This window comes from uncultured Nostoc sp. (assembly GCF_964245575.1).
In the GTDB taxonomy this organism is placed as follows: Bacteria; Cyanobacteriota; Cyanobacteriia; order Cyanobacteriales; family Nostocaceae; genus Nostoc.
In genome coordinates this window covers 1-13,362 of record NZ_CAXTNP010000185.1, presented here as the reverse complement: position 1 = coordinate 13,362, position 13,362 = coordinate 1, and the positions used below count along the sequence as shown (strand labels likewise).

Sequence of the window (13,362 nt, the reverse complement as noted above, 5' to 3'; positions counted from 1 at the left end):
GTGAACTGCCATGATTGGGTGAACCCAAGTTACCCAAGTTTTGCCTACACGCTCAACAATCCAAGGTTCAGCATTTGACTCTGTAGCTTTCAACGACTCTAATCTAGCTTTTGTTTTTGGCAACCGCTTCCATCTGTCAAGTCGACACCCAAAATGCTTGCACCATTCGGTAGCGTTGATATAGCCGTCGTCTCGCCGTGCGTCTTGCATTAATTTGTCAAATTGCTCTCTTGGTAACATATAAATTCCTCGTTGCTCTGAAAATGTTTGCAAGGCTTCAGCTTTCTTTTTCGATTTGAGACCGTAATTTTGACAGTGCTAACTTCAGGATTTAACAACTTAAGAAATTACGGTGTCAATTTTCCAGCCCCCTACGTTGCTTTATTGGCAAGGGTTGTGACTGTTATCGCCTGTGGTGGGTGAAGAGTCGTTTTGCTCTGATTCACTTTTTTTTTGAAATAAAAAAGTTGGGTAAAGTAGGCGGATCAAGGCGGATCACGTGGATCACAAGCAGATTTACGTCGTAAATATCACAAAAATAATACTTAATTTATGTACTTTTCTTGTAAACTTTGTTACCAATTTTGAGGTGTGATCCAGGTGATCCGCCGTGATCCCCCTATTTACCCCAACTTTTTTATTTTTTTTAGATGTGACAGTTGTCAGATTAATAGTGTGCCAGTTGCCTAAGTCCTGTTTTTATTAAGTTCACCCATGCCAAAGAATTTTTATTAATTACATCGGCTCTAGCTCATGGTCATCGACCCATTCCGATTCGTTATCGTCTATCTCAAACCAAGGGTGGTCTTCTGGCAAGGAAACTCTGTACTGCCAGTCCATGCCAGTCCAGGAAAGACCAAGCACTGTTACCGGGTACAAAATTTCACCCTGCCGCACCTTTATCTTGTGCAGCACGGTTTGACCAATGTAATATTCGGGCTTGTCGAATTCTTTACTCACTCGCAAACGCCAAAACTTTGACGCTTGACGAAAAATGCCCAAAATGGGCGCGTCAGACGCTATCATTCTTATTGCCTCCTTAGTAGGCTCACAACTTGTAAGGGGGAAGTCGTGCCGGACAGAGTAGTTAGTAGCTCTCTGTACCGGGGCGCATTCAAGCGCTGACTTCATTTGTCGTATCTGAAATCATTGAAGCAGATTTCGCAACAAATTGCGATCGCACTTAGGGAGCAACACGACGCTACGATTTACTTGCTCAACCGTGTGTCTTACGCTTTATATAAGCGCTATGTATATACTGTAGTACGAACGTTAGACAATAGTCAAGGATTAACTCACAACGTGTCTTACTCTATCTTGCAGTTGATGTTAGACTAATGTAATGCATTGGTAAGACAGTTAAGTTATGTCTGTATCGTTAACCTTTCGCTGTCCAGACGACTTGGCAGCGCTCATTGCTTCCCAGGCTGAAGCTACTGGACAGGATAAGACTTCTGTGGTTGTGGGGATGTTGCGGTCTAGCCTGCCATGCCTGCTACTGACAGAAAAAAATAACCTACCAGGGATTCCTGCTATTTATCTTGTTTGGTCGTCTAACAAGCTGTTATACATCGGTAAGACAAGTAATCTCAAAGACAGATTTCGTCAACATCATCGAATTGATAATTTCTTAGAAGCAGGTAGCGACACAAGAATTGCTTGGTTTTCGCTGGAATCTGATGAACTGCCATCGCTGGAAGGAGATTTAATTGAGCTTTTAGAGCCAGAACTAAACTGCGTTATCCCAGGTAAACCAAAGAAACTATTTACAATAAGGCTGAAAGATGATGAGCTTGCAGCGCTCGAAGCACGTAGGTTGCCAGATGAGTCTTTAGGACAAGCTGCTGCAAGGCTGCTTATGGAAATAGCGAAAGACCCTAGCCTTTTGAAAAAACCTACACCTGTAGACATCAAGGAATTGGTTAAGCAAGAGGTAGCAGCAAGCTTGGGTGAAGTGCGATCGCAACTAGAGGCACGCCTGGAGGAACTGCGGGGAAAATCGAAAGCCCGGTAGTAGAGGATAATAGAACTACCGGGCAGCCAAGCAATATTGAGTCAACTGTAGCGAACAGTGAAACCATCGACCAGTTACAGTCCCAAGTCAAAAGCTTGGAGAGGGAAAACCAGCAACTCAGGCAACAGTTACAGACAACAGGTAATTTCGTGCAGCCGGACTATGAAGCAGCCCGCGATCGCACTCTTGCCAAGCTGAAAATGGGCAGACAATCCAGCGCTGGTAAGGCGATTGAAGCCTTTATTAAGGAGCTAACACTGTTGTCAATCGGCTCTCTATAACCTGACTTAAGTAGCTCATGTGTGCGTCTACAGTCCGCCTATATTTTATCTACAGTTGACTTAAGTAGCCCACGCGTGGCACACGTCTAGCTCATATGTGCCACACATGAGCTAGATATCTGGCACACAAGTCGCTCACTACCTCAGCTGTTGTCTGCCTACAGCGTCTACAGTGAAACCGCGCTAATTTTTGGGCTGTAGACGGCTAAAAACCGCTCTGGATAACGCTTTTGGCAACTGTAGACAAATTTTTTAGTACCGTTTTTAACAGAAATTACCAAAAAATAGGCATTTTTTCTAATATATTGCTCAAAAAGATAGAGATGCACCTCTGTTAATAAACCGTATTCTGTTGTAAGTTAAGTAGACAGTACCTCACTAATTTGATGCCGTGCCAGAGCTTGCCTGAGATATTCCACTTCAGCCCTTAGCCGTGCATTCTCTTGCTTCAACGTATCCATGTCATCTTTTTTATCCACTGCCTGCTTAATTACTTTCTTCCGGTTCTCTAAGCTGAACCACTTCTGATAAATCTCAGTGTGAATCTCAACAGAATGCCCCAAATTGTCAGCAGCAGCTTTAATTGGAATGCCCATCATGTGCGCTCGAATCGCCCAAGCGTGGCGTAAATCATAGGGCGTAAACGGAATATTTACGCGCCTAAACCAGGATGAACAATTAACCCGAATAGTGTTGATATCTGTAAAACTAGTTCTACCATCAGTTTGAGCTTTTAACAGTTCCAAATACTCTACGTTTTTTAAATCAAACAAGTAAACCCATTCAGGATGTAGCGGTAAAGCTTCTCTGTAACCAGTCTTAGTATCTGGGTGAACCTTCCATGTGTTATCTTTATTTTCAGGACTCAACCACCAATCAATTTCAGGATTTACAAATAGTTCTCTTGGGCGTAGTCCATAAGTAGCAAGCATTCCATACACCCACTCCCACATCTTCCAACTGTCTAAGCAATTCTTTTTAATTGTTAGGCTTCTAGTCAAAGAGTACTGATGAAAAGATTCCTGGTATTTGATGATATCCTGATCGCTAGGAATATCCCTAGCCTGACTTTTGGGTTGTGTAGCTTTAAATTGTTCGAGAGTGAAACCAGTTAAATTAAGAGTTGATTTTAAAACCTTCAACGATTTAACTGCGCTGTATTTGGCAGAATCTCCCGTCAACTCTGCAATTTTTTTATCAATCTCCGATTGAGTCAATAAAGTATCTAGCCCAATCAATCGCCGTAAATACTCTTTGTAATAGAAAAAGGTGTGTTTACTTTTTTCTGTTAACTTGCGTGTTTTGAAATACTCAATTTCAAACTCTTCTAAAACATCGCCAAGGGTTTGGGATCTGTTGCCGACCTTAGCGATTTTACCCAGATATTTATCAGTCCATTCAAACTGTTTACGGGCGAGCAGCTTGCCTAGCTCGTTTGCCTCTTCCTCAGCTGTTCTCAACCCGTCCAAGCTTGCAGGGATATTTAGCGAAATCTTGTACTGCTTAAAACCAGTTCCTTTAGTGTCGCGATCGCCCGGTTTGATGGGTAGGGATGCTTGCAACTGAATAGTTTCCCGTGCCACGACTAAGCCCACTTTCACTTTGGCGGCTTTTAGCCGAGCCTTAGTGTCTGCCAAGCCCTTCTCAAATTTGCGTTCCAGATGCTGCCGAGTAGCCTTCATTTGTTTCTGCGTTCCTAGATAGCTGCCATCGGTAGATGCTGGCGGAGTGAAATCTTCAAAAACGTCCTGTGCCTTGCTTTTCATTGTGTCTTAAATGTGTCTTAAAATTTAGTCCATTTAGAACAATGTTTAAATTAAGCAAAGTTAGACGTGGACTAAATCCTGGTATCACGATATATTAAATCATACTTCGTACAGGGTATACCGTAAGCTTCTTCCATGTGACGGCTGATGTAGTTCATCGACCGATAGCAGTGGATGAGGTTCATCTTCACATTCGGGGTCATCAACATTTCGTTGATGGTGCCATCACCTGACCACTGAGCGACTACGCGCAAGCCGAGTTCTTCTAACAGGATGCGGCTCGCCCAAGCATCACCACCGATGTTGTAGTCACCAATGATGGCTACATCATAAGGAGTACCTTCAAACTGGAGTGTACCGTCTTTCTTAGCTTGGTCGGATTTGGTGAACACCCAGTCACGAACCATGTCGTTAGCAATGTGGTGTCCCAAAGATTGGGAAACACCCCGGAAGCCTTCGCAACGCACAGGTACAACTGGCTTACCAATTGTTTTCGATGTCTTGCGAGCAACAGCTTCGATGTCATCCCCAATTAGACCAATGGGACATTCAGATTGAATGGAAACACCACGGTTGAGGGGGAAAAGTACATCAAGTTCTTCGATTAGCTTGACGAGTTTTTTGTCACCACCAAAGACGATATCTCGTTCTTGGAAGTCGGAGGTGAAGTGCATGGTACCAAAGGTATCAATACCTGTGGTGCCGATGTAGTAGTTACGACGACCAGACCAAGACCAGTAACCGCAACCTACAGGCCCGTGGCTGATGTGGATCATATCCTTAATAGGACCCCAAACCACACCTTTAGAACCGGCGTAAGCACAACCACGAGCAGTCATTACCCCAGGCAGGGATTTGATGTTAGACTTAACGCCGCAATCGGACTTACCTTCTTCGTATACGTTTAAGTGTTTTTCCCGCTTCTTAGCGGCTTTTTCAGGATAAGCACTGAGAACTTCTTTAATTAGTTCTTTTCTTTCTTGAATGATGTTTTGATTTTCTGGAGGTGTCATACTTAGCCTCTGTGATTCGTAAGGATCGGGGCATAGGGGGACTAGGAGTCCCCTGTAAGATTAGGGGGGAGATTAGAGGGAAAAGTCAAAGGTCAAATATGAGATTCTTCCTTTTTCCTTTTTCCTTGTGCTAAAGCGTTATTTCTTAGCGGCGACTTATACTACAGGAGCTTCAGCAGCAGTCTTACCAACCAACATTGCAGCATTTTCATCGCTTTCGAGAATACCGAATTCAATCAACAAGTCTTCTAGTTCTTCCATTTCGATAGGTGTAGGAATAGCTAGATTTTTGTTGTCGATGATCTTGGTAGCTAATGTGCGATATTCGTTAGCTTGGTTGCTGTCGGGTGCGTACTCGTTAACAGTCATCCGACGCAATTCTGCGTGTTGAACAATGTTGTCACGGGGTACGAAGTGAATCATTTGGGTGTTCAACCGTTTTGCCAAGGTTTCGATGAGTTCGTGTTCCCGGTCAGTTTTACGGCTGTTACAAATCAAACCACCCAAACGCACACCACCAGTGTGAGCATACTTAAGAACACCACGAGCAATGTTGTTAGCAGCATACATCGCCATCATTTCACCTGATGTCACGATGTAGATTTCTTGTGCCTTACCTTCGCGGATAGGCATTGCGAAACCACCACACACAACGTCACCTAATACGTCGTAAGATACGAAGTCTAAGTCTTGGTAAGCACCGTTTTCTTCTAAGAAGTTGATGGCGGTGATGATACCACGACCTGCACAACCTACACCGGGTTCTGGACCACCAGACTCTACGCAAAGAACGTCACGGAAACCCTTCAGCATCACTTCTTCGATTTCGATATCTTCTACTGCGCCACGTTCAGCAGCGAGGTGAAGAACGGTGGTTTGAGCTTTGCTGTGCAGCATCAAACGGGTGGAGTCAGCTTTAGGGTCGCAACCGACGATGAGGATGCGTTGACCCATTTCTGCCATAGCTGCTAAGGTGTTTTGGGAAGTGGTAGATTTACCGATACCGCCCTTACCGTAGAAAGCTATCTGTCTAATCTTTTCGTCTGTCATTGTTCGTGTTTTCCTGCAATTGGTTGGTTGGTGGGTATGCGCGTTTGTCAGTTGCGTTCACGCCAGTTGAGCGACAGTAGTGAGCGCGTGTAGAGCATCGTTGGTAGCGTTGGCATAAATGCCTGCTGGGGGCGATCGCTCCACAGCTAAAATGATTGAAAGCAAGTACATATATTTCCTGGTTAAATTTCTTTTCTTTTTGTCCTTTGTCCTTTGTCATTTGTTTTGACAAAGAACAAAGAAAATTACGCAATTTACAAATACGTCATAATGTGTTTCAGCTTGCAAGATTCAATAGGACTTGATGTTGTTATTTGTCAACAATCAATGCATAAGTCCTATTACTTGTTCAAAATAGCGCCCTTGAAATTTGTGACGCGCTCTAGTGCAGCTTTGGTGTCTTCTGGCGACTCTCCACGCACAGCCATTGATTCACCCAAGAGCTTGGCGATCTCATCGAAGTGTTGTTGCTGTAAATTCATTCCAGCGTGTGTTTTGTCCATTGGACGACCGCCGTATTGCTTTGGCCCCTCAAAAATCTCAGATAAGAAAGCAACTAGATGATTACGTTGCTTGGCCATATCTGTACCAGCAAAAAATGGGTTGAGGATGCTGTCTGTGGCAATGCGTTTGTGGAGTTCATCTACTATTTGTTCAATAGCTGGTTGTCCGCCAAGTTTGTCGTATAATGTGCTCATATCCTGTTCCTTTGAAGCGAGTTGGATGATGAAATTTGCTTTTTAGGCGCTTAATCTCTTTGCCTATATGCTGTTAGCCGTCATAGGGGTAGGACTGATACCAATTCGCAATTCGTAATTAAGAAAGTTAAATTTGAATTTGTTACTTTCTTTTGGCGAATTGGTATGAAGCATTGAGTGGAGACAATGATTCGATTCAAATCCTACTTTCTGTTGCTGGCTGATGCATATTAGAGCGTATTTGTAGAGTACGTTAAGTCCTACAGCAATTCCTAAACTGCTTCGACTACAAGGCTCTTGCTGACACGATCTTGTAATCTGGCTTCGATCGCAATTTTTAGGGTTGCTGTACTACTAGAACAGGAACCGCAAGCACCTTGCAGGACAACTTTAACGCGATCGCCTTCTACATCATAGAGTTCTACATCTCCGCCGTCTGCAATGAGTACGGGTCTGATTTCTTCATCGAGAACTTTTTGAATTAGAGCAATTTTCTGGACGTTAGTTAGCGATCGCTCTTTGGACGTAACAATTTCTGTGGCAACTTGTACGCCGTAATTGTTGAGAGCAGGTGAGGCGTATTCCTGTTGAACTGATTTAATTATATCATCGATGTTCGCCAAACAGGAACCGCATCCACCACCAGCTTTCACATAATTTGTTACCTCTTCGGCACCAGTGAGATTATTTTCTAGAACGACGCGGCGAATTTTGGACTCGCTGATCCCAAAGCAACTGCAAACTAACGCGCCTTCATCATCATCATCGTGGGTAGCTAGAGGTATGCCACGATAATTATAGATAGCAGCTTCTAGCGCTTCTTGTCCCATGACCGAGCAATGCATCTTTGCTTCTGGTAAACCACCCAGGTAATCTGCAATGTCTTTATTGGACACTTTCAGGGCTTCATCTAAGGTTAAACCTTTGACCATTTCGGTTAATGCACTAGAAGATGCGATCGCACTAGTACAGCCAAAGGTTTGAAAGCGAGCATCTAGAATCTTATCAGATTCTACTTCTACTTTCAGGTGCAATCTCAGAGCATCGCCGCAAGCAATGCTACCGATTTCTCCTGTTGCAACCTTAACTCCAGCTTCGCTCGTTTCTTCAATTTCTCCCTGATTTTTGGGATCGTAAAACAGTTCTAATACTTTATCGGTGTAGTCCCACATAACGAATTTTAGATTTTAGATTTTGGATTTTAGATTGGGGGATTGGGTACTGGGGATTGGGTACTGGGTATTGGGAAAATTCTTCCCTAGTCCCCAGTCCCTAATTCCCAGTCCCTAGTCCCTAACGATGCGCCAGTGCTTGTTCTTGTCCTTGCAACCAACCTGCATTATCATTTTTGAAGGGTGAGAGGGCGCGTAAACGTTCTACAATACTGGGCATTACCTCTATGACTCGATCGATTTCAGCTTCTGTGGTGTAGCGACAAAGACTGAAGCGTATAGAACCGTGCAAAGTTGTATAGGGTAAGCCCATTGCCCGCAGGACATGGGAGGGTTCCAGAGAACCGGAGGTGCAAGCAGAACCGGATGATGCACAGATACCGTATTTGTTCAATAACAGTAGAATTGCTTCACCTTCGATGTACTTAAAGCCGATATTTGTGGTGTTTGGCAATCTCTGCGTAACGTCACCATTGACTACACAATCGGGAATTGTCGCAAGTAAAGTTTGTTCGAGGCGATCGCGCAGCCTTATTTCTCTTGTGGCCGCTTCTTCTAAGTGTAACAGTTCTAGTTGGGCAGCTTTGCCCAAGGCGATAATTGCTGGAACATTCTCTGTTCCCGCTCTCCGTCCGCGTTCTTGGTGTCCCCCAAGAATAAAGGGACGGAACCGAACCCCACGCCGAATATATAAAGCACCAATTCCTTTAGGGCCGTGCAACTTGTGACCAGACAGGGTTAACATATCCACTGTGCTAGTCTTCATATTTAAGGGGATTTTTCCCACTGCTTGCACCGCATCTACATGGAAGATAGCGCCATATTCTTTTACGCGCAACCCAATTTGCTCAATCGGGAAAACCGTGCCGGTTTCATTATTAGCATACATAATTGTCACCAAGGCGGTGTTACCCGTCAAGGAGGCTTCTAGTTCATCTAGATCCAACTGCCCTTGATGATTTACTGATAGATAGGTAACACTGTAACCTTGGGTTTCTAATTGTTTGCAGACATTGAGTACTGCTGGATGTTCAACTTGGGTGGTGATAATATGTCGCTTTTCTGGTTGCGTTAACAGTGCGGCTCGAATCGCCGCGTTATCTCCCTCAGTTCCACAACTTGTGTAGACAATTTCTGACTCATCGGCTCCCAGGATGGCTGCAAGTTGTTCTCTTGCTGTTCTCACTGCTTTACCGACTTGCCCACCAAAGGTATGCATACTAGAGGGATTGCCGTAATAGTCTGTGAGGTAAGGTAGCATTACCTCTATAACTTCTGAGTCTACCTTAGTGGTGGCATTATTATCGAGATAGATGCAGTTATTTTGCATTGTTGTCTTCAATTACGAATTACGAATTACGAATTACGAATTATTTCGGGTTGACGCTTTTGCAACTGTTGTGAGTATGTCTGGCTATAACGGTCAAACCAACGTTCCCAGTAATCTTGTTTATTTGTTAATTTAGCAACTACGCGGTTGTAATTGGCAAACCAGCCTTCCCAGTAATCGCTAGGCTGCTTAACGCAACCGTCGCAGGTGGGACAACCAGCTTTACACTGAGGCATGGTATGAATGCTACCAACGCAGTTTGTACAAAGTTCAGGGTCAATCCAGTGCTGTCCGTCAACTACTTTAATTGCATTTGTGGGACATACAGATAGACAGAGATTGCAGGAAATACACTGGCTAGTAAGAATTTTGTAAGCCATGATTTATTCTCCTTTTGGGAATGGGGATTGGGTATTGGGGATTGGGTACTGGGTATCGGGTACTGGATACTGGTATTGAGTATTGGATATTGGGAAATTCTTCCTTAATTCCCAGTCCCTAGTCCCCAGTCCCCAGTCCCTATTCCTTATTCCCTAATTCCTTAACGTATTGCTCGTAAAACTCCAAAGCAACCTTCTCAATCACGTCGTAAGCTTCAACACTCTGTATTCCAGCTTCAAGCAATTTTTCTTGAGGACTGTTACCAATCTTGGAGACTAAAACTGCTTTGCAATCTGCGATCGCTTTCATAATATGCTCAAAAGAAGCTTCCTCGCCGTATCCACCTTGGCAGTATTGGTCAATTTTGCGATGACCGACAAAGCGAACTTCATTTCCATCCACTTCGTAAATTTGGAATTCTTTGGCATGACCGAAGTGCTGGTTAACCAATCCGCCGCCTTTGGTTGCTACTGCAACTAGGACTTTGGGATTGTTGGCAAATTTCTTGCCGACTAGCGCCTTGTCTTTGGCTACTTTCAGTTCTTCTTTAAACTTCTCAATACCGTCGTGAACTTCTTGGCGTTTGTCCATGTCGTATTCTGGAGTCATTTCCAAGAATTTCTCTTTGGAAAATTCTTGGCTGCGGTCTTCTCCTAATAATCCGACTGCATCGGCACGGCACTGGCGACAGTGACGCATCATTTTCATGTTACCAGAGCAGTTGTCTTGAACTTCTTTGAGTTCTTTGGGTGTGGGGCCGCGTTGACCGGTTAAACCGAAGTGTGTACCATGTTCTGGTGCAGAAATCAATGGCATGATGTTGTGCAAGAATGCACCTTTTTCACGAATGACTCGATTCACTTCAACTAAGTGCTGGTCATTAATTCCGGGAATCATTACAGAGTTGACTTTGCACAAGATGTCAGCATCTTTTAGGGCTTGCAATCCTTCCATCTGTCTTTCGTGGAGAATTCTTGCGCCTTCAATGCCTTTATAACGCTTGCGGTTGTAGTGAACCCAAGGATAAATCTTAGCACCAATCTCTGGATCTACCATGTTAATGGTGATCGTAACGTGATCTATATTTAATTGTTTAATGCGATCGACGTAATCCGGCAGCATTAAACCATTGGTTGATAAGCATAGCTTGATGTCTGGTGCTTGCTCTGCAATCAACTCAAATGTGCGGAAAGTCTTATCTGCGTTCGCCAATGGGTCGCCAGGGCCAGCAATTCCCACAACTGTCATTTGGGGAATCTTGCCGCCAATGACCAAAGCTTTGTGTGCTGCTTGTTCTGGTGTTAGCAATTCGCTAACTACTCCAGGACGGCTTTCGTTAGCGCAATCATATTTGCGGTTGCAATAGTTGCATTGAATGTTACAGGCTGGAGCAACTGCAACGTGCATCCGCGCGTAGTGGTGATGAGCGTCTTCGCTGTAGCAGGGATGTTTCGCAATGCGTTCTTGGAGCTTTTCGTCCCTTTCCACGGTGGCGCTGGTGTTGCTGTCGCAGCCGCAACCACCTGATTTTGCTTGGGTTGGCGATTCCGTAGCGTCGGAGTTGAGGAGTCGTGTAGACGGTGATGTCATTGAGTTTCGCAAAAGGTCGGTGGACTTGGCTGCCACTGTGGGAGATGCTGTTGCTACTCTTTCATGCCTAGGAATTGAAGTCGCGTCTTCCACACTGCCTGCAAACCCTTGGGTTCGGGCGACTTGTTTTCAAGTAGGGCAGGCAATGAATCTTTAGATGTTCGGCTGGTGTGTGTCAACGTTCGGTTCTTGGGTAGAATTTGTGCTTACAGCCGCGACTTCTCTTCACTTCAGGCATGGTGCTATGTCATCCCTCCACTCACTTTTCGCTTTGTTTGTTTCAGAGCGTTAGGTGATTGGCGATATAAGATTTATAGCAGCCGTCTCCTAGCCAAACAGTGCGTCTCTCTAGGATAGAATTTATTGGATTTATTACGTTTGTACTCAAATAATAAAAACCCTAATTCTTCTAGCATTACAAGAATTAAAAAAGTTTTTTTCGGGTAGGGGTTCTAGTATTTTTTGGTTGGGGTTCTAGTGTTTATAGACAGGGGTTCAGGATTTATCTGTACTCAGCCATAACCCAATCCCAGCAAGAACTTTAACTAACTTTAAACTGGGTTTGGGTTATTTCAATGTGTACTCAGATTGCCCTCAAATTTAGTCAAAAGCAATAAATGCCAAGGGTTTGAGGGTGAAAAACTGGAGTAATCTATATCGTTCTACTCCATAAATGTGCCAAATTCAATTCTGTATCTAACATATCATTTTTTGGAGGGTAAAAATGCACTTCATATTTTTTTAATTTTTGCTTTGAGAATGATATTCAATTGTGGTTCTAAATCTTATCTAGCAAGCTATCTAGGCTTGTGGAAATAGATGTGTTGCTGCACATGATTTTCAAAAAGTTTAACTTTTAAGTTCTTTTTTTTCATTTCCACAATGAGGAGATGGGTAGGAAACTATCGGATTTTGTGTTTGAGAGAAACAACAAACTATAATCTAACATGATTGAGCGATCGCAATGAATTTTCTGAATTGCTCACTACAAACCTTAGGTTATTTTGCTTGCTCGTCTTCAAGAAAGTATTTCATGAGCGAGTAAGCTTTTCTAACCTTTTGCGATCGCCTCCGGTGGGCGGTTACGCTAAGAGCAAAACCCCCACTCAACGCTTTTAGCGATGCCTACGGCAGCAAGCTACGAAGGATTGCATCAAGCACAATCGCTTGTCTTATACCAAGACCTTCACTCAACAATCACTTTAAAATCTGTAGTGCTTATCCCATATAGCTTAGAGCTTTTCAAGCGTGCCATTCGGTTTAGCCCTAATGGAGTTGCTTTTTTTTAACCAAAATATCACTAATATTAACAGGCTATAAGATGATAAATAACACGATTGAAAAATACCTGAAATTATTCAAGGATTCTCCAAGACCCACTGAATCATCAAGACTTTTAGAGGAGATGAACAAGGAATTTGAGGCATCACCTCCTTCAGTTAGCGAAGTGATTCAGGAGTTGGAAAAATATGCTTCAAATCCAGATTATCCTGGGGCTTCGTTTATCATGATGGCAGCATGGAGTAACCTATCAAAGGATTACACACCTATACTTTGTCAAATCCTCAATGATGAGAGTAATAATGGTCTTCATGAATCAGTTATTGAACTTTTGGATGTATTGCGCGATGAAAGAGCAATTCCTGCATTATCCAAGGCATTGACATACCGATGGTCTTATGATGAATGGCTCAATGTGCCAAGAAAGTCTCTCCTGGCATTAGCAGAAATCCGAACTCCTGAAGCGAAGATGATTATAGAGGAGGCATCTCAATCTCCTGAAGAGCTAATTAGCGAAGATGCAAATCTGATATTAGACGATTGGTAAATTGATTAATCCACCAAGCATAAAATGCAAACAATACCTCCATACAAACAGCCATGAAACCAAAAATAACTATCCAAGAACTATTTGCCCCACAGCCTTTTGATCCCCCCAACCCCTCTTGAAAAGCAAAGCTGTTTCATTCACTCATTGGCTCAAAAAAGACTTGTGTTCTGAACGAAAAGAATTGTGTTCTGAACGAAAAGACTTGTGTTCTGAACGAAAAGACTTGTGTTCTGAAC

Annotated in this window: 13 protein-coding genes and 1 pseudogene; 4 read left to right on the top strand and 10 right to left on the bottom strand. The window is 43.5% G+C overall.

What is annotated here, in order from left to right:
• Both ACFFAP_RS25255 and ACFFAP_RS25250 read right to left on the bottom strand, forming a co-directional pair.
• Positions 1–273: KilA-N domain-containing protein (locus ACFFAP_RS25255; protein ID WP_375513789.1), on the bottom strand; the 273-nt coding region annotated here is incomplete at its 3' end.
• 462 nt (positions 274–735) lie between these two features.
• Positions 736–1,026, bottom strand: a complete 291-nt coding sequence (locus ACFFAP_RS25250) for a hypothetical protein (protein ID WP_375513788.1) — start codon at positions 1,024–1,026, stop codon at positions 736–738.
• A 123-nt stretch (positions 1,027–1,149) separates the two neighbouring features.
• Between ACFFAP_RS25250 and ACFFAP_RS25245 the strand changes: the two genes are divergently transcribed.
• From ACFFAP_RS25245 to ACFFAP_RS25235, 3 genes are all read left to right on the top strand, one after another.
• Entirely contained in the window at positions 1,150–1,338 is a 189-nt protein-coding gene (locus tag ACFFAP_RS25245; protein ID WP_375513787.1) for a hypothetical protein, read from the top strand.
• A 28-nt stretch (positions 1,339–1,366) separates the two neighbouring features.
• Complete coding sequence (locus ACFFAP_RS25240) at positions 1,367–2,014, top strand: GIY-YIG nuclease family protein (RefSeq protein WP_375513786.1); 648 nt, start codon at positions 1,367–1,369, stop codon at positions 2,012–2,014.
• A 95-nt stretch (positions 2,015–2,109) separates the two neighbouring features.
• Positions 2,110–2,295: a hypothetical protein gene (locus ACFFAP_RS25235; protein ID WP_375513785.1), complete on the top strand. Its 186-nt coding sequence runs from the start codon at positions 2,110–2,112 to the stop codon at positions 2,293–2,295.
• A 359-nt stretch (positions 2,296–2,654) separates the two neighbouring features.
• Here the strand turns inward: ACFFAP_RS25235 and ACFFAP_RS25230 are convergent, their stop codons facing one another.
• From ACFFAP_RS25230 to nifB, 8 genes and pseudogenes are all read right to left on the bottom strand, one after another.
• A complete protein-coding gene (locus ACFFAP_RS25230; RefSeq protein WP_375513784.1) occupies positions 2,655–4,061 on the bottom strand; it encodes a site-specific integrase in 1,407 nt (468 codons plus the stop codon).
• Between the two features lie 98 nt (positions 4,062–4,159).
• Positions 4,160–5,074, bottom strand: a pseudogene (locus tag ACFFAP_RS25225) (nitrogenase component 1); the annotation flags it as partial.
• A 156-nt stretch (positions 5,075–5,230) separates the two neighbouring features.
• Positions 5,231–6,124, bottom strand: coding sequence for a nitrogenase iron protein (nifH, locus tag ACFFAP_RS25220; RefSeq protein WP_375513783.1), 894 nt, complete (start codon positions 6,122–6,124; stop codon positions 5,231–5,233).
• A 341-nt stretch (positions 6,125–6,465) separates the two neighbouring features.
• Complete coding sequence (locus tag ACFFAP_RS25215; protein WP_375513782.1) at positions 6,466–6,822, bottom strand: group 1 truncated hemoglobin; 357 nt, start codon at positions 6,820–6,822, stop codon at positions 6,466–6,468.
• Between the two features lie 272 nt (positions 6,823–7,094).
• Positions 7,095–7,994, bottom strand: coding sequence for a Fe-S cluster assembly protein NifU (nifU, locus tag ACFFAP_RS25210; protein ID WP_334849535.1), 900 nt, complete (start codon positions 7,992–7,994; stop codon positions 7,095–7,097).
• A 121-nt stretch (positions 7,995–8,115) separates the two neighbouring features.
• A complete protein-coding gene (gene nifS, locus ACFFAP_RS25205) occupies positions 8,116–9,324 on the bottom strand; it encodes a cysteine desulfurase NifS (RefSeq protein WP_375513781.1) in 1,209 nt (402 codons plus the stop codon).
• A 26-nt stretch (positions 9,325–9,350) separates the two neighbouring features.
• Positions 9,351–9,704: a 4Fe-4S binding protein gene (locus ACFFAP_RS25200; protein ID WP_375513780.1), complete on the bottom strand. Its 354-nt coding sequence runs from the start codon at positions 9,702–9,704 to the stop codon at positions 9,351–9,353.
• Positions 9,705–9,843: 139 nt separating this feature from the next.
• Entirely contained in the window at positions 9,844–11,295 is a 1,452-nt protein-coding gene (gene nifB / locus ACFFAP_RS25195) for a nitrogenase cofactor biosynthesis protein NifB (protein ID WP_375513779.1), read from the bottom strand.
• Positions 11,296–12,616: 1,321 nt separating this feature from the next.
• Between nifB and ACFFAP_RS25190 the strand changes: the two genes are divergently transcribed.
• Entirely contained in the window at positions 12,617–13,123 is a 507-nt protein-coding gene (locus ACFFAP_RS25190; RefSeq protein WP_375513778.1) for a HEAT repeat domain-containing protein, read from the top strand.
• Positions 13,124–13,362 lie beyond the last annotated feature (239 nt).

Excerpts from the sequence above, each read along its gene's own strand:
- ACFFAP_RS25250 (WP_375513788.1), bottom strand. The coding sequence starts at position 1,026 with ATGATAGCGTCTGACGCGCCCATTTTGGGCATTTTTCGTCAAGCGTCA.
- ACFFAP_RS25240 (WP_375513786.1), top strand. The coding sequence starts at position 1,367 with ATGTCTGTATCGTTAACCTTTCGCTGTCCAGACGACTTGGCAGCGCTC.
- ACFFAP_RS25230 (WP_375513784.1), bottom strand. The coding sequence starts at position 4,061 with ATGAAAAGCAAGGCACAGGACGTTTTTGAAGATTTCACTCCGCCAGCA.
- nifH (WP_375513783.1), bottom strand. The coding sequence starts at position 6,124 with ATGACAGACGAAAAGATTAGACAGATAGCTTTCTACGGTAAGGGCGGT.
- ACFFAP_RS25215 (WP_375513782.1), bottom strand. The coding sequence starts at position 6,822 with ATGAGCACATTATACGACAAACTTGGCGGACAACCAGCTATTGAACAA.
- nifU (WP_334849535.1), bottom strand. The coding sequence starts at position 7,994 with ATGTGGGACTACACCGATAAAGTATTAGAACTGTTTTACGATCCCAAA.
- nifS (WP_375513781.1), bottom strand. The coding sequence starts at position 9,324 with ATGCAAAATAACTGCATCTATCTCGATAATAATGCCACCACTAAGGTA.
- ACFFAP_RS25200 (WP_375513780.1), bottom strand. The coding sequence starts at position 9,704 with ATGGCTTACAAAATTCTTACTAGCCAGTGTATTTCCTGCAATCTCTGT.
- nifB (WP_375513779.1), bottom strand. The coding sequence starts at position 11,295 with ATGACATCACCGTCTACACGACTCCTCAACTCCGACGCTACGGAATCG.
- ACFFAP_RS25190 (WP_375513778.1), top strand. The coding sequence starts at position 12,617 with ATGATAAATAACACGATTGAAAAATACCTGAAATTATTCAAGGATTCT.